The sequence below is a fragment of the Gudongella ferriphila genome (genome assembly GCF_046224405.1).
GTDB lineage: Bacteria > Bacillota > Clostridia > Tissierellales > Tissierellaceae > Gudongella.
Genome location: NZ_JBJXRK010000031.1, coordinates 1 through 24,312 on the forward strand (window position 1 = coordinate 1; position 24,312 = coordinate 24,312).

Below are 24,312 nucleotides of genomic sequence, written 5' to 3' on the forward strand. Positions count from 1 at the left end.
TTTTATCAAAAACGTCTAATTATTAATAGCCTTCCATTTTGCTTACAGCATTTGAACTTTCTAATAATACTCTATTCTTATAAACCATTCCTTTTGAGACTGTTCTGTAGATGCATCCTTTAGGAATAATACGAACCACTCAATCAACCACTTGTGTTGTTGATAGTTTCTGCCCATTTTCCTAAACCTAGATACAGTGTTCCTGTCCCTCTGTCTCTTTTATGAGAATTCAAATACATTGTCCAGGAGGCGTTATGTTAACCTTATAAAGTGTCGTATTAGTTAGCATAAATGTTGACTAGTGAACTATAAATCTAGGAACAGTCTCCAAAATGCCATCTTAAAGTAAATGCTTTTAGGAGTTTTCAAGGTCAGGTAGTATTTTCGATGGAAATCTCCATTTTATCCTTCATTTGTTTTTCAATTTCAAAAAAGTAGATATAACTACTGAGATAGCAAGTACCATAAAAATAATTCTATCATAATTTTTATCAATAAATTCAATATAAAAGGATAGGACAAAGACAATCATAACACCTATAATCCCAGTAAATATAATTAAATCATATTTATTAAATCTTTTTATCTTCTTCATGGTAATAGTGGCCATTCTATGGTTTCAACTGTATCATATAGCGCAGTATAGTCGTAATTTTCAAAAAACTCTATTGTGATTATATCTTTATAAGGATACATACCTGATCCATCCGTTGTCCTCACTGTTGTTTTTATATAGTAACATTTATCATAAGGACCATCATCACGCCAAATCTCTGCGACTCCTAAAAAAATCGTTGTTGGCAAACCACCTGGTATAGTTGCTGCAATTGCTGCTGCGATATAAGTAATTGTTTTGTAAATCTTATCATCTACTTCTACGCTTCCTTTTTTAACATAAGTTTGAGTCCACAAAGGAGTTATTCCATTTTTAAGTTCTTCTTTTGAAAACTCAGTAAACTCTAAATCTAAATCTTTCACTGAAATAAATTCACCATCGTAAATAATAGATTGAGTATTAGAATTAATGATAACATGATGAGGAATTCCATCTTCAATAGTATTCAATTCTGTTATTCCTGGAGCAATTATTTTTTCAGTAAACTCAATTTTTATATTATTTTTCTCAAAAACTCCCTGAACATAATTATCACTTGCTTTTAAAATTTCTACTCCTGAAATTGAATCAAACTCATTATAATAATCAGCAAATCCATTTGCAGCAAATATAGGTCTCCCTACATTTAGCAAAAGAATCACTGTTAAAAACAATGCTAAACCCTTTAATCCCTTATTAAATTTCATTATAATTATCCTCCTTAGATTTTAACTTAATTTTATATTTAAAATGTTCTACTATTCATTATTCCCCTTTATCTCAACTCTCCCTTCCTTTCATTATTTCAGGTACTCTTGGACTCAGAATAAAAATGCTAATCTTATATTTGGCGATCCCATTGTCTGGATATTGATGTCAATTTCCCCAGCAAAACCATAACCGCGCCCACGACCAAGGCTGACATGATAGAAATTGATATTTGGTGTTCAATGCTCCAAAATAAGGTAATTAAACCCAACAGAGTCGCCAGTATAAAACTTATTCTCCTTTTGTATTCTTTTTTTTCTGTTTGTTTCAAGGGTTTGTTGATGTCCTCCACTGGAGCAAATACAAGAATTGTTCCTGTAGCAGTAGTTGTAATAAATACTACACTAAGCAAACCCCTTACAGGCATCCTTATTAATAAGAGTGTTATGGAAATCATCACCACTGAAAGGACATAGCATCTCAATGGTGTTTTTGCATGATACCCACCTGCATATGACCTTAATGGCACAAATGCCAGTAGAAAAATGATGCTTTCAATCATCATGTTGAAAATCCAGCCTACTAAAATTGTTGTGAATATGTTTGCCAGAAGTATGAAGCTCTGATGTAGTCCGTATTCGTATAAGTCTTTATCTTCAACAGATATTATTTCACTTTGCACCATTAAATCCGCAATTTTTTTAGAAGTCATATTCTTACCTAAACTTACTTAGCTTTTCAGCATTTTCAGGCAACTTTGGTTGATGCATGACATATAAACAGGTTGTGTTTACATTCAGGGCTGTGATCATTAACGCAAGTCCTGCTAAACTTGTGCCAAGCCTTAGTAAAGTTTTTTTCATTTCACCTACCCCCTTTGAGTTTTATTTGTTTATGCTCAATATACAATACAACTGCTTCCTGTGCGGGGATATGTAACGAGATGTATGTTTTTTTGTAATGAAATGCTTTTTGCCTAAAAAAAATCAGTAAAAGAATGCTTACTTGGCTCCTTTTACTGAAGAGGTAACAATACAGTGACTTTGAATTTTTTTTCATCATACTGGATATCCATATGACCGTTGTTTCTTTCCACAGCTTCCTTAACATTCAGCAAACCTATACCGTGATTTTTTGAATCAACTTTAGTGGTTTGCAGTCTGCCATCCTTATCAAAAAGAACTGCCAAACTATCCCTGGTGACTACCTCTTGATGAAGGGGAAGGTAACCCCACGCATTAGGGACAGTGCTCCTGTCCCTCTGTCGTGTGCTCTGTCGTGTCCACTTAATTAGCTCGCCATCATCTGTGAAATTTATTGATTCTGCATAGCTAGAGCCACCTACGGTTCGGGGCCAGTGATTCATAATTATAGCTATTTAATCAATAGCCTTATTATGAATATAATAGACTTTACCCTCAACATCACATATAAAATCACCATCAAGCTTCGAATCTACTAACACATCGATAATACCAGGAATACGATAATAGTCTTTATTCAAGTCAACACTCTCAGTAATACCTCTTGAATCATGAACGTAACGTTTTCTCACTTTTTCCTCCAAATCTATTTCTATTAGAAATCCTTCTGATATCCCTTGATTTTCAGTTAAGTATGCATCTAATAACTTTTCCGTTTCTATGATATCAACATTTATTTCTTTTACCATGTTATTATCTTCACAGTAAGATACCACGAATATTAAAAAAAATGCAATTATAATAACCATTGTCCATATTTTAATATTATTCGTTTCTTCTCTGTGGTCAGTTGTTTTATTAATCTTCAACCAATTACCCCCTAAATCAAACAACCTTTTTCTTAAATGTTTCTTTTAAGGTTTTGTATCATTACTCAGTCTAGTTCCATTAAAACTATCATACTCATAGTCCAATCACACTTGAAATATTAAAATTCTATTTTTTGAGTTTCTATTTTAATAGTCGAGAATCTTGCATAATTACATTTTCGTTTGAAATAAACAAAAACACCTCAATAAGCATCAATGATGCCCGAATTTAGAAATTAAATATATAGATTTCTACGGTGTATTAAGCTATCTTAGTAACAACTGACGATTTCTTGTTTATGGCTATGGTTCCAGCTACAAGTGAAATGCAATTTAATATACAATTCATAAGAGCTTTCTTGATTCCTTTTGACCTAATTCCATATACATTCAAATTTTCTTTAAGACGTGCATTCAACCTTTCTACAGATGTTCGCTTGTTGTAAAGATTCTTCCAGGTTTTGGAGTTCCTAAGTGGATATCCATGAACTCTTGGGTTTTTCCTGTAGTTTAGCTTTAGTGTAAGCCCGTAGTTTGAAGATGAGCACCAGTTGCTGCCAAAGGGGCAATTGACATCTCCAGTCATATGTGGACATCTAAACTTCATATAAGTTGCATCCTTACCCCAGTATTTTAGATCATAACCTGCTGAGCATACTGGATGAGGTTTTTCATTAAGCCCCTCTGGAGGAGCTTTGCTGCCTCTGGGATTGTATTCAATTATGGGTGTTGCATGGTATTTGTCAGCTATGTCCCTGTAGAGATACTCATAGTCATAGCCTGAATCCATAAGGTAGTGCGAAGGATTTATCAAGCCTTCATACGAGTCAAGGAAGTCCTTTATCATGTCAGAAGCTACAGAACCATCATGAACACTTGCAGGAGTGACTTTTATTGATAAGGGTAGTTCGCTCTTTGCATCACAGATTATATGGAGCTTCCAACCAAACCATCTTATGTTGTTACCGTTGGTATCTCTTTTCATTCCCCAGTTAGGATGATTGCCATCATCCACAAGGTCTTTCCTGGGTTTTGATACTTCGTAGGAACTTAGCTTGGTGGAGTCAATGGCAACTTCAGCTCCATCAATTATTCCGGATTTCAAGGCAGAGATGACTAAGTTTTGAAACAGCCCCATCAAAGCAGGCTCTTTGGATAGTGCATCCTGAAACCTGCTAAATACAGATTCTGAAGGAGTTTTGTCCATTATGCCAAATCCACAGGCATACCTGAAAGATGGGTCGCTATCAAGTCTTCTTACGAGACTGGATATTTTGGTAGTCTGCTCAACTTCTTTAGCTATGAGAGCATACAGGAGTCTCTCTTTGGGGTAGCCTTTTGGTCCTCTGGTTCCAGGTGTTTTTTCCATAGCAGCAGCTACCGGTGACACATCGATTTCATCAAGAATCATCATAAGTCTTGTTTTTGGGCTGATTTCCATTAAATCATCATAGGAAAAAAAGCTATCTTGTCGTATAATCATATTAGGGTTTCCTCCTTAATGTGAACATATAGTGATTGGTCTTACTATATATATTCGACATTTTGGAGTGAAATCCTTTTTGCTGGCTAAAAAAGTTAGTTATCTTAACAGTTTTAAATTATGCAATTTACTCAGTCAACTAATTCATATAGTATTCAATAACGTCATACATATCAGAGTTTGGTGGATATACAAAAGGATGAGTATCCCATATCCAAACAACTGCACTCGGATCAGCAAACGGACCTTCATAGTAATGTATTCCTATACCATCACCATTATTTTTAGCAGTTAAAAATCTGTTCATCGTCAAATAATTTTCTATACTAGACAAATAACTAAAAGGTAAAGCTAACAATCCATATTTATCCATCGAAACGGAAAACAAAACATCTGTTGCTATATAGTCAACATAATTAGAAACTTTTGGCAACCTCCCCATTGACCATTCCCAGTAAACATCTACTACATCATCTGGCTTATAATATTCCATAATTTCTAGATGGTATGAAGTTGGAGTTGATTTGTAATGGACCACTCCACCGTCAGGCCAATATAAGTGATCATTATCTCCCATAAGAACAAATTTACCATCATTGTTGATTTTAAATTCTCCATTCCTTAATGCAGATACCATTTGATTATATTGGTTTTCATATGCACTTTTATGAACCTCGTAATGATCAATTTTTTCTTGTAATACAAGTTGATCCCATATGCTTTTTAAGTCATTTTCTTTTTTAGCTTCCATTTGCTTAAGCATATTTCCTAATCCTAAATCATTTGATACTTCAACTTCCGCATAGCTTTGTAGAGGAACGCTTATAATTACTAGTAAAATTAACATACTCATAATATATATTCTTAGTCTTGGCATTCTTGTCATATTTAAAATCTCCTTTTGACTTTTGTTATAATTAGCATCTTACTCTTCCCATCCTTCTTTAGTTCTCTCCTAGTGTTTCAAATAAGTAATTATAGATTCACTTTTTACTCAATTTTGAATTATACTCTCATAAAAAGGAACTTCTTGTCTTTTTATTTTATTGACAAATAGTAATGCTCTGAACTTTAGTATTTCATAGTATGAAACTCTGATGTAGTCCGTATTCGTATAAGTCCTTATCTTCAACAGATATTATTTCACTTTGCACCATTAAATCCGCAATTTTTTTAGAAGTCATATTCTTACCTAAACTTACTTACTTAGCTTTTCAGCATTTTCAGGCAACTTTGGTTGATGCATGACATATAAACAGGTTGTGTTTACATTCAGGGCTGTAATCATTAACGCAAGTCCTGCTAAACTTGTGCCAAGCCTTAGTAAAGTTTTTTTCATTTCACTTACCCCCTTTGAGTTTTATTTGTTTATGCTCAATATACAATACAACTGCTTCCTGTGCGGGGATATGTAACGAGATGTATGTTTTTTTGTAATGAAATGCTTTTTGCCTAAAAAAAATCAGTAAAAGAATGCTTACTTGGCTCCTTTTACTGAAGAGGTAACAATACAGTGACTTTGAATTTTTTTTCATCATACTGGATATCCATATGACCGTTGTTTCTTTCCACAGCTTCCTTAACATTTAACAAACCTATACCGTGATTTTTTGAATCAACTTTAGTGGTTTGCAGTCTGCCATCCTTATATTTTACATTCCCGTCAAATGAATTAATGACCGTTATAATAATATTACTCTTTATATACTTAATCCTAACGGAGATTTCTCCTTGTTCTTCACTTACTTTTAAAGCCCTGACTGAATTGTCAATTAGATTTCCCAGTATAACAGTCATATCAAAATCTGATACAGTAATGTCTTTTGGGATAATCACTTCAGTATCTGCTTTACCGCCCATGTCTACAACTTGCTGTAGTTTAAAGTTCAAGATACTATCAATGGCATAATTCCCGGAGCTTGAGAAATTTTTTTTATCATAAACTGAACTCTCCAGATTGTCCAAATATTTCCTCATATTGTCATATTCACCATTTCCTTGCAAATATCTTAAAGTGATTATATGGTTTTTTATATCATGGTTGAGAGTCTGAGTATTCTTAGCTGACTCTTGCATGATTGCCAACTGTTTTTCATAGGATTTGTTTTGCTCTTGCAGAATGAGTTTCTTTGATTTAGATAAAAATTCTTTGTATAAATTATCATATGATTCCACCAACATAATATTTATAGTCAAAACCCACAAAACCAATAAAAATACATTCATATGTTCCAAGTTTCCTTTATCCATAAATATAATCAGGAAATATAGAGATCCAAACGAAATTATAATGCTATTAACCCAACTAAAATTGGATGTGGGGATTTCCTTTTTTACATTTTTGAATCTGGAAATTGTTAAAACGACTACCATTGAAACAATTCGTACAATCACCAGTCCAAGTATGGATCCATACTCGCTTTCCTTGAAGATTTCGATATGAAAGTAGCCAGTGGCTACGCTAACCATCACTTCAACAACCATTAATACCATGTATGCCAAAAAAGAAAAAATCATCCTTCTTTTAAGGTTTGAATGGTAATTAAGCGACAACAAAAAAAACATTGTTATATTTGCTGTCATCATCACAAACGGTACTCTTATGAAAAAAAACAATGCAGAGCTTAAAACATAATAAACAACATAGGATATTAGCTCCCTAGTCTTGGTGGTTCTTGGCTCCTCAAAAAATATATTCATTAACTTGTATATTATATAAACCCCATATGCAGATGTTAGTGCATATGTCATTTCATACAAAGTAATCATCGCCACCTATCCTCTTCATAAGAAATTTGTATTTCCATGACTTCCTTATACCTCAGTCTACTCACAGGTATCTTGTCCTTATTGGACATTATAATTTCATCTTTCCTAATACTAACCACGTGATCGTAATTAATAAGGTAGGATCGGTGAGGCTGCATGAATTGTGCTTCAAAAACTTTTCCTGAAATAGCCTCAATCTTATCATAGAAATGGAATGTTCCTCCTACCCCAACCAATTTGACTTCCCTTCCTGTACTTTCAAAGTATATGATATCTTTTACGGGGATCCTGTGTACATCCTGACCAATCTTAAAGGAAAACCAGCGATTTTCTTTCTCAAGCATTTTCATTGTCAGGTTTATATCTCGAATCACTTTTTCTTTATCCAGTGGCTTTTCGAGAAAGTGCAATGGTTGCACTTCAAACAATTGTCTATCGTAACAGTTTTTAGATGAAATATACACTATTTTTGTAGTATAATCTTCCAAATCATGCCTTAAAAGCTCCCCAACATCCACACCAGTTATTCCTTCCAGCTCTATATCTAAAAAAATCAAATCAAATCTACCTTCTGTTTTTATATGTTCAAGAAGACTTTCTCCTGAATAAAAGACTTCTACTTCTAAATCCTTCATTACTTGTTCTTGAAAATCCAAAATAATCTTTTCAAGCTGTGTGCAGATATTGTGGTCATCATCACATATGGCAATCCTAATCATATGTCTCATCCCCCATTCCAATGTGGATAACTCTGTCTACCCATAATCTTATCTTTTACCTTAGATGATATCATGTTTTCATTTAGATTCACATACATTTATTGACTGGCTGAGCACTTTTAACTCCCACAAAAAATCATTGTCAGGGTCAGGCACGCCACCGGTTTTTTCCTTATACTCAAGAGTCTTAAACATTCAAGGTCTTCCTGATTTTAAGTATATACACAGGGTATCGCTTGTACTGATGACTTCAACATTTGCGTTTTATTAAGGAAAGTTCTAATAAAAAGACAGGTGACTGCCTCCTGTTTCAAGCGTCACCCGTCTTGCATTCAAACATGTTTACTGATTAGAGAATTGACTACTTGTCAATCTCAATCTTTCCGCCGGTATATGATCCATCATCATAATTCTCATTAAACCTTATTCCGCTGGCATCAAGACCCCTATCCTTCAAACGTTGCACTATGGCTTCCTTGTTCTTATCTCTTTCAAAGGGATTGGTTGTCTCCTTTACCCCTTCCACTACCTCATACCACTTTTGGAAAGGAACTCCTATTCCTATTTCATCAACTTCCCAATCAGCAACCAGTCTTGTTCCCGGACATAACAATGAGATATTAATGTCCTGGGTCTTGTAGGGGTAGGTTGTCAGATCCTGGCAAACCGCCTGCAGCCCAACTGTCCTTAAATTATTGGTATATCCGTTGAAGTAGGCATGTCCCTGGAGCATTCTCATAACACAATAGGATTTTCCAACCACCACAACCACATCTGGAGCTTCCGAGTAATTTTCAAGAGGCATAACCACAATTCCAGCCGGTTCTTCAGTTAAAAACTCCATATCGGAGTTGATTTTTTTTGAGGTTTCCACATCATGGTAGATGTTCTTGCTGTACCTTCCCTTTCCATTTGCCATTGGCTCTGGAACTTCCTTCATTTTTAGGGCCATGGCTCCATTTGGACATGCCTGGTTCTCCTTGGTAAGCTTCATGGAGCTGCCTTTGCTTGCCAGCTGTACAGAGTTGCAATATGTAACTCTACGATCCCTTTGGGGAACTTCAAAATTATCAAATTCCTCCTTGTCAAAGAAAAACTTCACTCCCACTGGCTTACGGTCAAGACCCAAGTAGGCTTCAATCATGTCCACACTGTTTTTTATGTTCATATTTTCTCCTCCATAGATTTAATATTCTCTTTAGTACTCTATCTAGGCCGCCTCTGTTTTTGCTGCAGCCGGTATCAGGTAGATCAGGTATCTTGCTAGTACATACAGAACCAGTGCAACTGCCAGAAACTCCTGAACTTTTACCAATGTAACTAAAATTGGGGAAGTGATTCCAAGTGTGGCCAGATACCCTGCAGTCGATTTGATGGATATTGCAGTTATTACCATTGGAAATGTAAATGCTGAATATGATGGATAGAATTTTAGTCCCAAGAGCTTTGGCAGCTTGGTGAGCACATATGCGTATGTCAGCTGTGACAAAACCAAAAGCAAGATCATCATGGCCATGCTCTTTACAGGGAATGCATTCATATAGCCCGCCAGAAGAAGGCTTGCAGGTGCGCACATTATGACAAGTGTAGGCATCGCTGGTTCCGGTATCTCCCGTACCACAAAAATCCTTTTCAGGACCACTGGCAGCAGAGCAAAATATGTAGCAAGTCCAAACCAGAAAAGCAGCCTACCCAGGGCTTGCATCCCAAATGCCGGACTTGTTACTGAACCCACCACAATTCCCACATATACTATGTACCAGGATGGAAATACCTTCTTGATATTGTAATCCTTTAAAAATCTCAGGCTGAAGCGAATAATCAAAACCCCATGTAAGGCAACTGCAAGCCCCCAAAAATATGGTGCCAGCCCAGGAAGAACCGGCTTCATGTATGTAGCCAAAAGCATCATTCCCATTGTAAATGTGGGATATACACTTGCAACAACAGGATTTTCCAGTTCCTTTTTAACAATGTCACCTCTTAGGGTTACCTTCATTACAATGGCAATAAATACCATAAATGCAAGCAAACCAAAAATGCTTCTGTAATTTTCTCCGTAGCTTTGAACAAGATTTCCACTTGCAGCAAGGCCAAGGAAAAGTCCTGTTATGGGTAAAGGAAGTCTTTCAAAAATACTCATCAATTATATCCTCCTTATAAGGGTTGATAAATTTTTGTCACGTAAAAAGATGCATTTACATATTACCATGCATCTATTTCCAGGAACAAATTGATTTTTTTTATGAGTAATTATTATCAATAAGATTATCTAATACAGCTATTCAAATGCACAAAAAAAACACCGACCACCTAAATGATCGATGTCATGAATGTTTGGATTAATTTACTTCCAGTGCAGGTGTTGTCTCTACAGATACATAGACCCTATCCACCAGCTTCAGGTAAAGAGCCGCCCCCTGAATCTGCACAACAAATCCAACAGCTACTATTAGGGCCACCTCAGAGCCTGCGGTCGCGAAAATTGATAGCGCTATTGCCAGCGCAATTGAAAGGTTACGCATTACCGTTCCATAAATTAGCGCAATTCCATCTTCCCTATCAAACATGGCTTTAGCAATTAGTGTAACAATCAGAAACGCTACTGCGTATGAGGCTGAAAGCACCAGAAATATTTTAAGCATCATGGCTGGGTCTGCCACAATTACCTTTGCCCTCATGCCTGTGGAGATGAAAACTATACCAACAAGTGCGGCTGTGGCAATCAATGGAATCTTCTTCTTGAACTCATTCTGGAACCTTTCCTTTCCAAACCTTTTCAGCAATAGCTTTTGGGTCCCAAACCCAAGAGCCATTGGAATGAATACAACCTTCACAATCTCATTGATGATACTTGCAAAAGGTATTCCTGCAGTCTCTCCCATGAACAGGTTAAGGTAGAATGGCATAAGGACTGAGCCCAATATAAGCCCAATAACCATCATTTTTATTGCAGCGGAAACATTTCCCTTTGCAAATCCAGTCCAAGATATGGTCATTCCTGATGTTGGCAGCAGGGCCATCAATAGGAGCCCAATCATTATAAATGGACTGTCGGAAAAGAATATTTTACCGATTACGTAGCCCATTGCCGGGAATATTACAAAGTTAACACCCTGAGCAACCAGATGCAGCCTTGTGTTGCCTTTTGAAAACAATTCCCTGTATCTAAGTGTAATCATCATGGGATATACCATGAAGAACACGATTATTGGTACAAGTGACTTAAGGGGCGTAGGGTCAATGTAGTATCCGAATACTACCGCCACTATCATTGTAATTGGTAAGTAAACAACCAGCTTCTTTTTTATATGTGCAAGGATTTTAAACGAATTTACTCCTCCTTAAATATTGTATACCCCCTTGGGGTATTCTACTATATATTATAATGCCTCACACTTTTTGTCAAGAAAAAATGCCGGATGGCTCCGGCATTTTTCTTGGCATATCTACTATTCCAGCCCCTTGCAATAATCCTCCAGATTCTTCAAACCTTCAATTAGGATTTCCCTTGATGCTGCATACCCTATTCTAAAGCTATTTTCATATTCAAAGCAGGATCCAGGAGTAACAAATGTCTTTGAGTGCTCCATCAATCCTGTGCAAAACTCAAATGCACTAATGTCATAATCATAGAAGACCAGTGCAGTGGTTCCTGCAATAGGCTTTACGTATGAAAACCTTTCATGGGCATTTATCCAATCATCAAGAATTTTAAGATTTTCCCTTATTATCTTAAGGTTTCTCCCAAGTACCTTGTCCTTGTTTTCCAGGGCAAGAGCTCCAAATACCTCATCCACCACTCCACAGCTTATGATGCTGTAATCCCTGTGGCTGAAAAGTCTTTCCATCAGTTCCTCATCCCCAGTGACCAGCCATCCCAATCTTAATCCAGCCAAGGAAAATACCTTTGACATGCTGCTTGTGCCAATTCCCTTGTCATAAAGCTCTACAATGGATTTGTGGTAGCTCCCGTCCTGATTGAGTCCCCTGTAGACTTCATCGCACAGTATGTAAGCATCCACAGACTTTGCAAGAGTCACTATTTCCTCCATCATTTGGTCGGGAATTAGGGCTCCTGTGGGGTTGTTTGGATTATTGAGACAAATTATCTTGGTATCCCCGTCCACCATCTCTTTTAGTTTCTTCATGTCAGGGAGAAAATCATTCTCCTTTTGAAGGTACATAACATGGACCTCCGCCCCTAATGATTCAGGTATGGAATACAGCTGCTGATATGTTGGTATGATTGAAACGACCTTGTCCCCTGGCTCTACTATGGTATTTAAAACCAGATTGTTGGCACCTATCCCACCGTTTGTCGTGAGTATGTGATCCCTCTCAATTCCCTTATATAGACCTGCTATGGCATCCTTAAGCCTAGGATTTCCGGTTATGTATCCATAGGTCATCTTCATGTCCAGAATTTCATCCAGTAGGCTCTCCCTGTCCACTCCTGACAGCTGGATAAGCTCTGAAAGTGACATTGAGTCCACACAGGTTTCAGCAATGTTGTATATGGCATCCATTTCATATTCATTCATCCACTGCTCAACCTTAAATGGTTTTATTTTCATATTAGTTCCTCCCAGTATTGATCTATTTTTATGGCTTATTTTATGAATTATATCATATCAGGTGCATCAATACATTTATTTCTCGTAAGGTAAATGGCTCCCTTCAAGAGGGACCTCTCCCCCACCCATTTGTCGTATGAGTAGGTTTTCTTCTGACCCCAGTTTGAAACTGTCATGTATTCCTCACCATATATTACATCCCACCCGGTTACAGTTACCCAGTGGTTCCTCAATTCCCTGTCCGAGTAGTTCCATGTCAATAAAAGCACTGGAGTCCCCTGAGAGAGTCCTCCCCTTATGAATTTGCTGCCATCCTTCACATCAAAGATCCAGGTTCTAGTACATGGCAGCAGGTCGACACCCTTACTGCTTGCATAACCAGTCAAGCCTCTCCCCATTTTCCCCAGATTTGGAATTCCAAAAACTCCCGGCTTGAGATAACCATAGAGATTTTCCATGAGCCGGATAAATTCCTCCTTTGAATTGCCACCATAGAGGCTGCCAAGGTCGTTGAATTCACTGCCTAGATAATTTATCAGATTTGCAGCCGCTGCAACGCCACAGGATCGGTCCGCCCAGAACTTTTTCTTCAATCCGGATTCCCACAGCCATTGCTGCTTCCCTCCATAATCTTCTCCGATTTGAAAGGCCGTGTGATTTAGTATCATGACAAATCTTCCTTTCCATTTTAGCCGTTTATTTTCACCTTGAAGTAATTATAAAGGTTATCCAGCTCTTCCTTGAATGGCGAGTCCTTTATACTGACAAAATTAAACTCTCTTGAAATCCCAAAATCACTTAAGCTTATTCTGACAAGACTTCCTTCATCCAGCTCTTTCTTGGCAGCATCCTCATACATAAATGTAATTCCAAGACCATCCTGAACCATCTTCTTCATTAGACTGACATTTCCAATGCTTATGGTCTCCTTGAAATCCCCAAGGGTGTGGTTCCTCTCTGCAAGACTTCGTTCCAATACCTCCCTGGAGCCCGATCCCTTCTCCCTTATTATAAGAGGTTCATCCAAAATATCAGCAAGCACTGGTCCTTTTTTTATTGCAAGTCTACTTTCAGGATGAACCACCAAAATGAAATCCTTCATTGCCAGGAGCTGCGAATCATAATCGGCTTTGTTGAAAAGGCCTTCTATCAGGGCAAAATGAATCCCTCCATTGTCAATTTCACCCATAAGGATTCTAGTGTTGTCAACTTGGACAGAAATCCTGTAATCCCTGAACCTTTCATGAAAGTCTTTGATAAAGGGAGCGATTGTATACTCCCCAATTGTCAGAGTAGCTCCAAATTTCAAGGTTCTTTCTCCATTGACAAGCTCCCTCATCTTTTCTGTCACAAGCTTTTCCTTTGCCATCCCTTCCTTAAGATACCTTCTAAACTCCCTACCTGATGGAGTTAATTTAAGCTGTCTGTTGGCATAGGTAAAAAACCTTGTCCCATATCTCTCTTCAAGGTACTTTATGTGTTGTGTTACAGCAGGCTGAGTGATAAACAAAGCCTCCGCTGCCTTGGTGTAGCTCATTCTTTTACAAACCTCAAGAAAGGTTTGAGTTCGCTGATCAAACATTCTACCACTTCCATAATTTAAATTTATTCATTTATAATTTTATATAATTTTATATTATAGTAAAAGAGTGATAAAATCAAACCATTCGAGAAAGGAGACAGATATGAAATCACTATCAAAATCTACGGCACCGGGACTACTGCTTTCAGTCCTCCTGGCTATGATATCAGTACATATTAGCAACTCATTGTCTTCACATATTATTGGAGCAAGTGTAATCGCCCTTATTCTGGGAATGCTGATCAATCCCTTTATTACAAGATACCCAATGTTTGTTAAGGGATTAACATTTACTTCGAAAAAGGTTCTTAAATTAGCAATAATACTTATGGGGGTAAAGCTAAGCTTCCAGCAGATCTTTCAGGTGGGTAGTTTTTCCTTGGTGGTCATGACCTTTACGCTTCTTGCAGCCTTTGGTGGTGGTTACCTTTTAGGTAGACTGTTCAAGATGGATTGGAGACTATCCAGCTTGATTTCGGCAGGCACTGGAATATGTGGTGGTTCAGCGGTTGCTGCTGTTGCTCCTGTAATCGATTCTGACGAAAGTCAAATTGCCTATGCCATATCAGCAACATTTATTTTCGATGTGATTATGGTTGTGCTGTTTCCATTGATGGGAGTCTATTTCGGTTTAAGCGACTTAGGGTTTGGCTTGTGGGCAGGAACTGCGGTGAATGACACCTCCTCAGTTGTTGCAGCAGGCTATGCATTTTCCGATGCCGCTGGTGATTATGCTGTAATTGTCAAGCTTACAAGAACCCTTGCCATCGTTCCTGTAGTTATGATATTCTCCTGGATTGGTGCCAGGGTTAAAAGGAAGGAATGTCTTGATGCTGAAATCTGCAAGGTTAGCATCAAGGATATTTTTCCTTGGTTTATTCTTCTATTCATTGTCATGGTTGGAGTGGCCAGTACCGGTATCATACCTGAGGCTACCAGGGCATTGATGTCCGACACCAGCAAGTTTCTGATGGTTATGGCATTGGGCTCCATCGGCCTTAAAACAAACTTTGCCAAATTGGCTAAATCAGGCCCGCTTCCCATGGTTCACGGTTTCATGATATCAACCTTGGTTGTAGTTGTATCCTTTGCTGTCCAAAGCTTCCTTGGTCAAATCTAGTTTCAATTTTTTCTATTCTCCGGTCTTCCGGAGTTTTCTCTTTATTATTTGGGTATAACTATATGAGTAACAGTGAAAGGTGGTGATTTTTTGTCACTGAATAAAAAGGTTGCAGTCGTAGGCGGTATAAATATGGATATTGCAGGATTTCCTTACGGACAGCTCATTCCTGGAGACTCCAACCCTGGAAGGACAAAGCTTTCATCGGGGGGCGTAGGCAGAAACATTGCTGAAAATGTTGCACTACTAGGCAACCATGTTGAAATGTACTCGGTCGTTGGGGACGATATATATGGCAAGAGTCTACTGGATGAAACCTCCCTTTCCGGTGTTGACATGACCAGGGTGAAGGTTATTCCAGAGGCAAGCACCGGAACATACATGGCTGTCCTGGATGAGAAGATGGACATGCATGTTGCCATAAGCTCCATGGACATCTATGGTTTCCTCGATAGGGACTATATACTTAAGAATCAGAAGGAAATATCTACAAGTGAAATTGTTGCATTTGATACAAACCTTTCAAGGGATAATCTCCAATTCGCTGCAAATCTTTTCAAGGATAGGAAGCTGTTCCTGGATACGGTCTCATCTGAAAAGGCAAAAATTGCAAGGGACATTATAGGGCTCTTCCATACAATAAAGCCCAACAGGCTTGAGGCACAAATCCTTACTGGTATTAGGATAGAAAACGAACATGACCTGATGGAATCAGCAGAGCTGCTTCATGGTAAGGGAGTGACAAACGTATGCATATCCCTGGGTTCAGACGGTGTGTTTTTCAGCAGTTCCAACGAAAAAGGAATTGTTAAAATACCAGATGTCAGGATAAAAAATGCAACAGGGGCAGGAGATGCATTCCAGGCTGGACTTATACATGGAGAGCTTAATGGAATGAGTCTTCTTGAAAGCTCTAAATTTGCTTCTGCCATGGCTGCCATGGCCATGGATTCTGAAAGCACAATCAACAAAAGCATTACAATAGATAAGGTACTGAATCTATCAAAGAAAATGGAGGTTAGAAAACTATGAAAGAATATCTACACATAAGTAGTGATGTTAAAAAAGCTCTTGAGGATGGAAAGCCTGTTGTGGCTTTGGAGTCAACGATAATATCCCACGGGATGCCCTACCCACAGAATGTGGAGACCGCACTTAGGGTTGAAGAGATAATAAGAAGTAACGGTGCCGTACCAGCAACAATTGGGATAATCAAGGGAAAACTTATAGCAGGACTGACGTCAGAGGAAATTGACTATATGGGCAAGACATCAGGAATAGCAAAGGTATCCAGACGAGACATCCCTTACATCGTGGCATCTGAAAAGGACGGGGCTACAACGGTGGCATCCACCATGATAATAGCTGAAATGGCAGGTATAAAGGTGTTTGCAACAGGTGGAATCGGTGGAGTTCACAGGGGAGCAGAAACCACAATGGACATTTCCGCTGACCTTGAGGAATTGTCGCAGACAAATGTAGCTGTTGTGTGTGCTGGTGCCAAATCAATACTTGATATTGGATTGACTCTGGAGTACCTTGAAACCAAGGGTGTTCCCGTACTTGGCTACAACACAGCTGAACTGCCTGCCTTCTACACAAGAAAAAGCGGGTTTTCAGTTGATTACAACATGGACTCCCCCAAGATGATTGCCGACCTTCTAAGAGTCAAATGGGACCTGGATCTTAATGGGGGCGTGGTTGTTGCCAATCCAATCCCTGAAGAGTTCTCGATGGATGAGTCCTTTATTACTGGAATTATTGAAAAGGCAGTTGTTGAAGCAAATGAAAAGGGCATCAAGGGTAAGGACACCACTCCATTCCTCCTAGCCAAAATCAAGGAAATCACAGGAGGAGATTCACTGGCTGCAAATATTGAACTGGTCTACAACAACGCAAAACTTGCTGCACAGATTGCTGTGGAGCTTGCAAAATAGAAAAAGCATCTGAAGATGCTGAGTCTCTGGAAAAAGCAAACTAGGACTGAGGGTTCCCTCAGTTCTTTTTTATGCCCTAATTGACCATTCTCCATGTTTAATATTCGTATTTATGTATATAAATATAGTAATAGATGATAATCATTATCAATTACTATAAATATTAGGAGGTATGAAGATGCGCTTGGAAGATTACAATCCAATGAATAATGAAATGTATCAGGTTATGGATCCAATGGGAAAAGTGGAGGATAAGGAAGAAATTCCAGAGCTTGATGATGAACAGCTTAAGTATCTTTACAGGACAATGCTATACACAAGAACAATAGATGAAAAGGCCCTCTCCTACCAGAGGCAGGGACGAATGCTGACCTATGCACCAAATCTTGGACAGGAGGCAGCCCAGGTTGGAAGTGCCTATTCACTTGATGACGAGGATTGGCTTGTTCCTGCATTCAGGGAGCTGGGAGCCTGGCTTGTGAGGGGAGTGCCACTAAAGAACATCTACCTTTACTGGTACGGCAATGAGTGGGGCAGCCACATGCCTGAAGGCGTGAAGGTTCTCCCCGTTTCTGTGCCAATTGCTTCCCAGCTGCAGCACGCAACTGGAATTGGTATGGCAAACAATATCAAGAATGAGAAAAACGTTGTCCTGACATATGTTGGCGATGGTGGAACATCTCACGGTGACTTCCATGAAGCACTCAACTTTGCATCGGTATTCAAATCACCTGTAGTGTTTATAGTGCAAAACAACCAATATGCAATTTCCACTTCAAGGAAGGTTCAGACTTTGAGTGAAAACATCGCAATGAAGGCAACAGCCTACGGCATGCCTGGAGTACTAGTGGATGGAAATGATATCTTTGCAATGTACAATGCAACAAAGGCTGCAGTCGACCGTGCCAGAAATGGTGAAGGGCCTACTCTGATCGAGGCTTACACCTACAGGCTGGGGGCTCACACCACCTCTGACGACCCAACCAAATACCGGGATGATGCAGAGGTTGATGAATGGAGGAAAAAGGACCCTATTCTACGATTTGGAGAATATCTTAAGGAAAACAATGTCATTGATGAGGACTGGATAGAATCGACCAAGAAGGAGCTTGAGGAAGAGGTCAAGAAAACCTTTGAAGCAATAGAGGACAAATCCGATACCGAGCTTGAGGATATATTCAAATATCACTTTGAAACAATGCCGGCACAGCTTCAGGAGCAGCTGGATGAATACAGGTCCTTTCTGGAAGGAGGCAAATAAAAATGGCTAATACTTTAAGCATTATACAAGCCGTAAATCAGGCTTTGATGAATGAAATGAAAATAGACGACAAGGTGATAGTTTATGGAGAGGACGTAGGGGTTGAGGGTGGAGTCTTCAGAGCTACTGTTGACCTACAGAAGACCTTTGGTAAGGAAAGGGCCTTTGACACCCCCCTTGCTGAATCAGCAATTGTGGGTACAGCTGTTGGGATGGCCATCAATGGTCTGAAACCAGTTGTTGAAATGCAGTTTTCTGGATTCTCATATCCTGCTTTCAACCAGATTATCAGTCATGTTGCCAGAATGAGAAACAGATCTAGAGGTCAATACAATCTCCCAATGGTTATCCGTGCACCCTACGGTGGCGGCATAAGGGCTCTGGAGCATCATTCAGAAAGTACAGAAGCGCTGTATGCCCAGATTCCTGGGATTAAGGTGGTAATTCCTTCCACTCCTTATGATGCAAAAGGTCTGTTGATTGCAGCAATTCGTGATCCTGATCCTGTGCTGTTCTGGGAGCCCAAGAGAATTTACAGGGCCTTCAAGCAGGAGATTCCAGAGGAGGCTTATGAAATTCCACTGGGAAAGGCAAAGGTACTACAGGAAGGTGACGACATTACAATAGTCGCATGGGGTGCCATGGTGCCTGATGTCCAGAGGGCAGTAAAGATGGTTGAAGAAAAGGGAATCTCAGCTGAGATTATCGACCTGAGAACAATAGCTCCAATGGACAGGGATAGCTTCATTGACTCCGTCAAGAAAACGGGACGGATATTGGTTGTTCACGAAGCACCCAAAACCCTTGGAGTCGGATCCGAGATAATTTCAATTGTGAACGAAAAGGCATTCCTGCATCTGGAGGCTCCCCCTACACGATTGACAGGCTTTGATACAACATTCCCTCTACCAAGGGGTGAAAAGCACTATATCCCAAGTCCAAAAAGGATTGCCAAAACAATTGAGGATATTGTGAACTATTAGAAAGGAGGACACCCATGAATTTTGAATTTCAATTCCCCGATATTGGAGAAGGAATCCACGAAGGTGTAATAACAAAATGGCTGGTCCAGGAAGGGGATAATATAGAGGAAGGCGAATCTGTAGCAGAGGTTGAGACCGATAAGGTAACTACTGAAATCCCCTCTCCCAGAAGCGGCAAGGTTCTTGAACTTAAGGCCAAAAAGGGAGACACCATCAATGTTGGAGATGTATTTGTCGTTATTACCTCAGGTGCTGAGAATGAGGAAGAACCAAAAGTACAGGAAGAGGACCAGGTTGAAGAGGAAACAGCTGGGGTGGTCGGACAGGTTGTTGCATCATCAGATGTGATTCCTTCAAGCACCGAGGGTGCTTCGCCAACAAAAAAAACCTCTGAAAGGAAAAAGGTTCTGGCAACCCCAGTTGCAAGACAGCTTGCCAAGGATTTTGGGGTCGATATAAACACAGTAGCTGGAACCGGACCAAATGGTCGGGTCATGAAGGATGACATCCACAAGGCCAATGAAGATAAAGCCAAGTCCGAGGATAAGACTGAAAGCCTTAAGGAAAGAAAGCCCCGGAAACTTACAATATCAGATGATATGCCTGTTGAGAGAGTTCCACTGACAAAGATCAGAAAGACAATCTCTGAAAAGATGAGTGAATCAAGGTTTACAATCCCCCACACAACCGCAATGGATGAGATAGATATCAGCAGACTCCATGATTTCAGAAAGAAGTACAAGGATATTCTAAAGGAGGTTGATGATGTCAATCTAACCTATCTTCCATTCATTATCAAGGCTTCTATTGTGGCACTTAAGGAGCACCCTGAATTCAATTCCAGCCTTGACGAGGAAACAGACGAGCTGGTCCTTAAGAGATATTTCAATATTGGAGTGGCAACTGATACGGAAAGGGGTTTGATGGTACCTGTTATCAAGGATGCTGACAAGATGAGCCTTGTTGAACTTGCAAAGGCCATCGAGGACCTTAGTAAAAGAGCAAAGGAAAATAAAATTCAATTATCCGAGCTTAAGGGAGGTTCCTTCTCTGTGACCAACTACGGATCAATTGGTGGATACTTCGGAATACCAATAATCAATTATCCCGAGTCTGCCATACTTGGAATTGGAAGGGTCGTGGAAAAGCCAATCGTTAAGGATGGAGAAATAATTGTTGCTAACATCCTACCCCTTTCACTGTCTTATGACCACAGAATTATTGATGGTGCAAGTGGTGCCAGATTCCTGAACCTGCTGAAAGAGCTCTTGGCAGATCCGGACATGCTTCTTCTTAAAGGATAATGGAGAGTGATATAATGGAAAAATTTGATATAGCAATCATAGGTGGAGGGCCAGGAGGCTATGTGGCTGCCATAAAGGCTGCTCAGAAGGGTTTGAAGGTTGTTCTTGTGGAAAGGGAACGCCTTGGAGGTCTTTGCCTCAATTGGGGCTGCATACCCACCAAGACACTTCTCATATCCGCCAGACATTACAGGAATCTCCTTCGCAGCGAGGACTTTGGCATTACAGGAGTGGATCTATCTGATGCAAGAATCGACTGGGAAAAACTGACCAAAAGAAAGGATTCAGTTGTTGATAAGCTTGTTTCTGGTATAGAGATGCTCTTTAAAAAGAATGGCGTCAAGTCAATCAAGGGGTCTGCAAAGGTACTCGATGCAAAGACCTTGCAGGTTGATGATGAGACCATCGAGTTCAAAAACCTGATTATCGCCACAGGTGCACAGAGTGCATATCCGGATATCCCAGGTCTTGATGGAGTGATTGATTCCGGAAAGGCAATAGATTCAAGGGGATTCTTAATGCTGGATAGTCTTCCTGAAAAGGTCCTTGTGGTTGGAGGAGATGTTTATGCAGTTGAGTATGCAACATTTCTGAATGCCATAGGTGTTGATGTGACTCTTGTGCATGGTGATAGGACCATACTTCCCCATACTGAAAGGGAGCTTGCCAGGACTCTCGAAAGGCAGCTTAAAAAGGATGGCCTTAATATCGTTTCAGAAGCTGCGATTACTGAGTTTAGGGAAAATGCTGTCACTGTTGATAGAAAGGGCAAGACACAGACCCTGGAGGGTGATAGGTTCCTTATTTTCCTTGGTCTTAAGCCAAACCTTGATGGATTGGAAGGTCTAGATCTTCAGCTTGATCATAAGGGCTTCATAAAGACGGATGATAAAATGAAGACCAGCATCAGTAACATCTTTGCCATAGGTGATGTAAATGGCAAGGTTCCCCTTGCCCATGTCGCCTCAGCTGAAGGGATAACTGCTGTTGAAAATATACTTGGTCTCCAGTCAAGCCTCAATTACAGCAAAATACCAAGGGTTGTATACTCCTTCCCTGAGCTGGCCAGCGTTGGCATAACCGAAGAGGAAGCAAAGGAAGAGGGGATTGACTTCTCAGTTGGGAAATTTCCCCTATCTGCAAATGGAATGGCAATCGCTGAGAGTGAAACAGCCGGTTTTGTAAAAATAATCTCTGACAATCAGTATGGTGAGGTGATTGGGGTCCATATGGCCGCAAGTGTAGCATCAGACATGATTTCCAAGGCTGTTGCCGTCATGAATCTAGAGGGTACGGTTTATGACCTTGCCAAAACGATTCATCCCCATCCGACCTTTGCAGAGACAATTATGGAGGCCGCCTTTGCAGCCATAGACAAGCCAATTCATATGTAAAAAAATTCTAACTTGCATTCAGAAGGCTGTGTGGATAAAATCCACACAGCCTTTTTAAACCTAATATATGCTTTTATTGTTCTTGTGATCCTTTAACATTTTACCAAATTTCTTCTCCTGAAGCTTTTTTTGTACCCGAGCTGACTTTTCTTCCTTTGTTCTTGCAAAAGCAGCTTCCTTCTTTAGCTTCTGGTAATTGTTCCATCTGGTTTCTGAGATTTCTCCTGTTCTAATTGCATCTCTGATGGCACAGCCTGGTTCGTTATTGTGGCTGCAATCCCTGAATCGGCAAGTCTTTGCCGTTGATTCTATATCCTGAAAATTTTCCTCCATCCCTGAATCAGCACTCCAAAGCTCCAGCTCCCTCATCCCTGGAGTATCAATAACCATTGTACCATCATCCAAGGCAATCAACTGCCTGTGGGTTGTGGTATGCTTACCCTTTGAATCATCCTCCCGTATTTCATTGACCTTCATGACCTCCGTCCCTGCAAGTGCATTCACCAAGGATGATTTTCCCACTCCCGATGATCCCAGCAGAACCAATGTTGACTCCTTTTTAAGGTAATCCTTCAAGGGAGAGATCCCTTCTCCGGTAATTGAGCTTACTGTAAAAATTTTAACTCCAGGCGAGTTGACCCTTACAGACTGGATAAAGTGCTCAGCATTATCAGTTATATCTGATTTTGTAAGAACAACCAGTGGCTCTGCTCCACTTTCCCAGGCAGATACAATATACCTGTCAAGCCTGTTCAGATTGAAGTCCTCATTCATGGATGACAGGATCAGTATATAATCAAAATTTGCAGCAACTACCTGCTTGGTCCTATTGAAGGAATCCAATCTTGAAAATTCGCTTTTCCTCTCAAGAACCTTGTAAATTATGTCTTCTCCAGAAGGATTGTGCTTTATGGCTACAAAATCCCCCGTTGTAGGATATGTCACTGACTGGTCACCACTGTAGAAGATTGAGCCCTTGAGTGTAGCCCAGCCCTCGCCATGCTCTGTTATTACCTGGTATCTTTCCCTATGAACTGCTGATATCCTTCCTGGAATCAATCCATCTTCCATGCCCTTTGCATTAAGGAAGGATTCTTCAAAGGATTTATTGTATCCTAGCTTTTCAATGTTGATTTTATTCATTTGTACCCCCTTGATAACTTTGTTTTCTTTTGAGTCATTTTTGTTTTTCAATGAATTCCTCCTGATTTTGGGCACAAAAAAACAGACCTTAACCTGTCTGTAAACATAAAAACACGACCTTTCGATCGTGTTTATAGTACAAATTAATTTTGAAAGGTTAATTTTTCGTTGCCCGTATTATATTTTCTTCTCCCCATTCAACTTGACTGTTATCATAATACAACAACTCCTTTCAAATCAGCCTTTTACAACAATAGTATAATTCCTAAGCTATCAGGTGTCAATACTTGTTTTATTGTTTTTGTTAAATATTTAACATCGATTTTCCCATTACAAACCTTCATGTATCTCAAGAACCGGTAATACAAACATAAAACCTGCCGCTCTCTTTTCCTTCATATTAAGTATACCCTTGATATTATTGACTGCCTTATCCAGTACTTCCTTGTCCCTTATTACACTTATAAGGGTCTTGTTATAGGGCTTTCCTTCATTCAGGATTTTTGTGATGCTTGAAAAAAGCCCTTCATCCACATTGTGCTCCAAGAGAACCTTGCCCATTCCAACACTGTCTAAGGTGGTAGCTCCAGTATCCAATTCATAGAGGCTTTCCAATATCTCATCCAGCTTGTCGGTTTGATTTAGAATTACAAATAGTGCATACATTTAAACACTTCCTTCATTATTTATGCTGTAATTATATCAAATGAAATAAATTCCATCAATTTTTTTAATTGTCCTTGCATTTATGAAAATGGAGGTATATAATCAAATATTGTTGTTAAATATTTATTTATTATTCTTTTATTTGAGATTCTTGCATAATTACATTTTCGCTTGAAATAAACAAAAACACCTTAATAAGCATCTATGATGCCTAAATTTTGAAATGAAGTTTATGGGTCTCTACGGCATTTTAAGCTATCTGAGTAACGACTGACGACA

The 24,312-nt window shown here is 39.3% G+C and carries 25 protein-coding genes; 7 read left to right on the forward strand and 18 right to left on the reverse strand.

Going from position 1 to position 24,312, the window contains the following annotated elements; genetic code table 11:
* Positions 1–591: 591 nt before the first annotated feature.
* The 16 genes from ACKVDP_RS11980 to ACKVDP_RS12055 form a co-directional block, all read right to left on the reverse strand.
* Positions 592–1,302, reverse strand: a complete 711-nt coding sequence (locus ACKVDP_RS11980) for a hypothetical protein (protein WP_409229110.1) — start codon at positions 1,300–1,302, stop codon at positions 592–594.
* Positions 1,303–1,436: 134 nt separating this feature from the next.
* Positions 1,437–2,015 carry an accessory gene regulator B family protein gene (locus ACKVDP_RS11985; protein ID WP_409229111.1) on the reverse strand — a complete coding sequence of 193 codons (579 nt, stop codon included), beginning with the start codon at positions 2,013–2,015 and terminating at the stop codon, positions 1,437–1,439.
* 4 nt (positions 2,016–2,019) lie between these two features.
* On the reverse strand, positions 2,020–2,166 hold the full coding sequence (locus ACKVDP_RS11990) for a cyclic lactone autoinducer peptide (RefSeq protein ID WP_409229112.1): 147 nt from the start codon (positions 2,164–2,166) through the stop codon (positions 2,020–2,022).
* A 152-nt stretch (positions 2,167–2,318) separates the two neighbouring features.
* Positions 2,319–2,669, reverse strand: a complete 351-nt coding sequence (locus ACKVDP_RS11995; protein ID WP_409229113.1) for a GHKL domain-containing protein — start codon at positions 2,667–2,669, stop codon at positions 2,319–2,321.
* 12 nt (positions 2,670–2,681) lie between these two features.
* Complete coding sequence (locus tag ACKVDP_RS12000; RefSeq protein WP_409229114.1) at positions 2,682–3,095, reverse strand: hypothetical protein; 414 nt, start codon at positions 3,093–3,095, stop codon at positions 2,682–2,684.
* Between the two features lie 262 nt (positions 3,096–3,357).
* Positions 3,358–4,578, reverse strand: coding sequence for a transposase (locus tag ACKVDP_RS12005; RefSeq protein WP_409229115.1), 1,221 nt, complete (start codon positions 4,576–4,578; stop codon positions 3,358–3,360).
* 139 nt (positions 4,579–4,717) lie between these two features.
* Positions 4,718–5,464: a hypothetical protein gene (locus tag ACKVDP_RS12010; RefSeq protein ID WP_409229116.1), complete on the reverse strand. Its 747-nt coding sequence runs from the start codon at positions 5,462–5,464 to the stop codon at positions 4,718–4,720.
* A 312-nt stretch (positions 5,465–5,776) separates the two neighbouring features.
* Complete coding sequence (locus ACKVDP_RS12015) at positions 5,777–5,917, reverse strand: cyclic lactone autoinducer peptide (protein WP_409229117.1); 141 nt, start codon at positions 5,915–5,917, stop codon at positions 5,777–5,779.
* A gap of 152 nt (positions 5,918–6,069) precedes the next feature.
* A complete protein-coding gene (locus ACKVDP_RS12020) occupies positions 6,070–7,347 on the reverse strand; it encodes a sensor histidine kinase (protein WP_409229118.1) in 1,278 nt (425 codons plus the stop codon).
* Entirely contained in the window at positions 7,344–8,066 is a 723-nt protein-coding gene (locus ACKVDP_RS12025) for a LytR/AlgR family response regulator transcription factor (protein WP_409229119.1), read from the reverse strand. Before ACKVDP_RS12025 ends, ACKVDP_RS12020 begins: the two co-directional genes overlap by 4 nt.
* 361 nt (positions 8,067–8,427) lie before the next feature.
* Entirely contained in the window at positions 8,428–9,234 is an 807-nt protein-coding gene (locus tag ACKVDP_RS12030) for a DUF169 domain-containing protein (protein WP_409229120.1), read from the reverse strand.
* Between the two features lie 42 nt (positions 9,235–9,276).
* Complete coding sequence (locus ACKVDP_RS12035) at positions 9,277–10,209, reverse strand: TDT family transporter (protein WP_409229121.1); 933 nt, start codon at positions 10,207–10,209, stop codon at positions 9,277–9,279.
* Between the two features lie 199 nt (positions 10,210–10,408).
* Positions 10,409–11,341, reverse strand: coding sequence for an arsenic resistance protein (locus ACKVDP_RS12040; protein WP_409229122.1), 933 nt, complete (start codon positions 11,339–11,341; stop codon positions 10,409–10,411).
* Positions 11,342–11,518: 177 nt separating this feature from the next.
* The gene (locus tag ACKVDP_RS12045; protein ID WP_409229123.1) at positions 11,519–12,643 is read right to left on the reverse strand and encodes an aminotransferase; all 1,125 of its coding nucleotides are present in this window, start codon (positions 12,641–12,643) and stop codon (positions 11,519–11,521) included.
* Positions 12,644–12,690: 47 nt separating this feature from the next.
* On the reverse strand, positions 12,691–13,311 hold the full coding sequence (locus ACKVDP_RS12050) for a hypothetical protein (protein ID WP_409229124.1): 621 nt from the start codon (positions 13,309–13,311) through the stop codon (positions 12,691–12,693).
* 20 nt (positions 13,312–13,331) lie between these two features.
* The gene (locus tag ACKVDP_RS12055) at positions 13,332–14,225 is read right to left on the reverse strand and encodes a LysR family transcriptional regulator (RefSeq protein WP_409229125.1); all 894 of its coding nucleotides are present in this window, start codon (positions 14,223–14,225) and stop codon (positions 13,332–13,334) included.
* Positions 14,226–14,328: 103 nt separating this feature from the next.
* Here ACKVDP_RS12055 and ACKVDP_RS12060 point away from each other — a divergent pair, with 103 nt between their 5' ends.
* From ACKVDP_RS12060 to lpdA, 7 genes are all read left to right on the forward strand, one after another.
* Complete coding sequence (locus ACKVDP_RS12060) at positions 14,329–15,345, forward strand: YeiH family protein (RefSeq protein ID WP_409229126.1); 1,017 nt, start codon at positions 14,329–14,331, stop codon at positions 15,343–15,345.
* Positions 15,346–15,435: 90 nt separating this feature from the next.
* Positions 15,436–16,377, forward strand: a complete 942-nt coding sequence (locus ACKVDP_RS12065) for a PfkB family carbohydrate kinase (protein WP_409229127.1) — start codon at positions 15,436–15,438, stop codon at positions 16,375–16,377.
* Positions 16,374–17,282: a pseudouridine-5'-phosphate glycosidase gene (locus tag ACKVDP_RS12070; RefSeq protein ID WP_409229128.1), complete on the forward strand. Its 909-nt coding sequence runs from the start codon at positions 16,374–16,376 to the stop codon at positions 17,280–17,282. Before ACKVDP_RS12065 ends, ACKVDP_RS12070 begins: the two co-directional genes overlap by 4 nt.
* A gap of 178 nt (positions 17,283–17,460) precedes the next feature.
* Entirely contained in the window at positions 17,461–18,543 is a 1,083-nt protein-coding gene (gene pdhA / locus ACKVDP_RS12075; protein WP_409229129.1) for a pyruvate dehydrogenase (acetyl-transferring) E1 component subunit alpha, read from the forward strand.
* A 2-nt stretch (positions 18,544–18,545) separates the two neighbouring features.
* On the forward strand, positions 18,546–19,526 hold the full coding sequence (locus tag ACKVDP_RS12080) for an alpha-ketoacid dehydrogenase subunit beta (protein ID WP_409229130.1): 981 nt from the start codon (positions 18,546–18,548) through the stop codon (positions 19,524–19,526).
* A 14-nt stretch (positions 19,527–19,540) separates the two neighbouring features.
* Positions 19,541–20,830 (forward strand): dihydrolipoamide acetyltransferase family protein, encoded by a 1,290-nt coding sequence (locus ACKVDP_RS12085; protein ID WP_409229131.1) that lies wholly within the window; start codon positions 19,541–19,543, stop codon positions 20,828–20,830.
* A 14-nt stretch (positions 20,831–20,844) separates the two neighbouring features.
* Complete coding sequence (lpdA, locus tag ACKVDP_RS12090) at positions 20,845–22,224, forward strand: dihydrolipoyl dehydrogenase (protein ID WP_409229132.1); 1,380 nt, start codon at positions 20,845–20,847, stop codon at positions 22,222–22,224.
* A 60-nt stretch (positions 22,225–22,284) separates the two neighbouring features.
* Here lpdA and rsgA read toward each other — a convergent pair whose 3' ends face one another.
* On the reverse strand, positions 22,285–23,367 hold the full coding sequence (gene rsgA, locus ACKVDP_RS12095) for a ribosome small subunit-dependent GTPase A (protein WP_409229133.1): 1,083 nt from the start codon (positions 23,365–23,367) through the stop codon (positions 22,285–22,287).
* A gap of 330 nt (positions 23,368–23,697) precedes the next feature.
* Complete coding sequence (locus tag ACKVDP_RS12100) at positions 23,698–24,033, reverse strand: hypothetical protein (protein ID WP_409229134.1); 336 nt, start codon at positions 24,031–24,033, stop codon at positions 23,698–23,700.
* Positions 24,034–24,312: the final 279 nt, after the last annotated feature.

What these genes read in the sequence shown, in the direction of transcription:
- ACKVDP_RS12050 (WP_409229124.1), bottom strand. Translation starts at nt 13,311, where the DNA reads ATGATACTAAATCACACGGCCTTTCAAATCGGAGAAGATTATGGAGGG.
- ACKVDP_RS12015 (WP_409229117.1), bottom strand. Translation starts at nt 5,917, where the DNA reads ATGAAAAAAACTTTACTAAGGCTTGGCACAAGTTTAGCAGGACTTGCG.
- ACKVDP_RS12030 (WP_409229120.1), bottom strand. Translation starts at nt 9,234, where the DNA reads ATGAACATAAAAAACAGTGTGGACATGATTGAAGCCTACTTGGGTCTT.
- ACKVDP_RS12080 (WP_409229130.1), top strand. Translation starts at nt 18,546, where the DNA reads ATGGCTAATACTTTAAGCATTATACAAGCCGTAAATCAGGCTTTGATG.
- ACKVDP_RS11995 (WP_409229113.1), bottom strand. Translation starts at nt 2,669, where the DNA reads ATGAATCACTGGCCCCGAACCGTAGGTGGCTCTAGCTATGCAGAATCA.
- ACKVDP_RS12005 (WP_409229115.1), bottom strand. Translation starts at nt 4,578, where the DNA reads ATGATTATACGACAAGATAGCTTTTTTTCCTATGATGATTTAATGGAA.
- ACKVDP_RS12045 (WP_409229123.1), bottom strand. Translation starts at nt 12,643, where the DNA reads ATGAAAATAAAACCATTTAAGGTTGAGCAGTGGATGAATGAATATGAA.
- ACKVDP_RS12020 (WP_409229118.1), bottom strand. Translation starts at nt 7,347, where the DNA reads ATGATTACTTTGTATGAAATGACATATGCACTAACATCTGCATATGGG.
- ACKVDP_RS11985 (WP_409229111.1), bottom strand. Translation starts at nt 2,015, where the DNA reads ATGACTTCTAAAAAAATTGCGGATTTAATGGTGCAAAGTGAAATAATA.
- rsgA (WP_409229133.1), bottom strand. Translation starts at nt 23,367, where the DNA reads ATGAATAAAATCAACATTGAAAAGCTAGGATACAATAAATCCTTTGAA.
- ACKVDP_RS12040 (WP_409229122.1), bottom strand. Translation starts at nt 11,341, where the DNA reads ATGATAGTGGCGGTAGTATTCGGATACTACATTGACCCTACGCCCCTT.
- ACKVDP_RS12035 (WP_409229121.1), bottom strand. Translation starts at nt 10,209, where the DNA reads ATGAGTATTTTTGAAAGACTTCCTTTACCCATAACAGGACTTTTCCTT.
- ACKVDP_RS12055 (WP_409229125.1), bottom strand. Translation starts at nt 14,225, where the DNA reads ATGTTTGATCAGCGAACTCAAACCTTTCTTGAGGTTTGTAAAAGAATG.
- ACKVDP_RS11980 (WP_409229110.1), bottom strand. Translation starts at nt 1,302, where the DNA reads ATGAAATTTAATAAGGGATTAAAGGGTTTAGCATTGTTTTTAACAGTG.
- lpdA (WP_409229132.1), top strand. Translation starts at nt 20,845, where the DNA reads ATGGAAAAATTTGATATAGCAATCATAGGTGGAGGGCCAGGAGGCTAT.
- ACKVDP_RS12085 (WP_409229131.1), top strand. Translation starts at nt 19,541, where the DNA reads ATGAATTTTGAATTTCAATTCCCCGATATTGGAGAAGGAATCCACGAA.
- ACKVDP_RS12100 (WP_409229134.1), bottom strand. Translation starts at nt 24,033, where the DNA reads ATGTATGCACTATTTGTAATTCTAAATCAAACCGACAAGCTGGATGAG.
- pdhA (WP_409229129.1), top strand. Translation starts at nt 17,461, where the DNA reads ATGCGCTTGGAAGATTACAATCCAATGAATAATGAAATGTATCAGGTT.
- ACKVDP_RS12060 (WP_409229126.1), top strand. Translation starts at nt 14,329, where the DNA reads ATGAAATCACTATCAAAATCTACGGCACCGGGACTACTGCTTTCAGTC.
- ACKVDP_RS11990 (WP_409229112.1), bottom strand. Translation starts at nt 2,166, where the DNA reads ATGAAAAAAACTTTACTAAGGCTTGGCACAAGTTTAGCAGGACTTGCG.
- ACKVDP_RS12025 (WP_409229119.1), bottom strand. Translation starts at nt 8,066, where the DNA reads ATGATTAGGATTGCCATATGTGATGATGACCACAATATCTGCACACAG.
- ACKVDP_RS12070 (WP_409229128.1), top strand. Translation starts at nt 16,374, where the DNA reads ATGAAAGAATATCTACACATAAGTAGTGATGTTAAAAAAGCTCTTGAG.
- ACKVDP_RS12010 (WP_409229116.1), bottom strand. Translation starts at nt 5,464, where the DNA reads ATGACAAGAATGCCAAGACTAAGAATATATATTATGAGTATGTTAATT.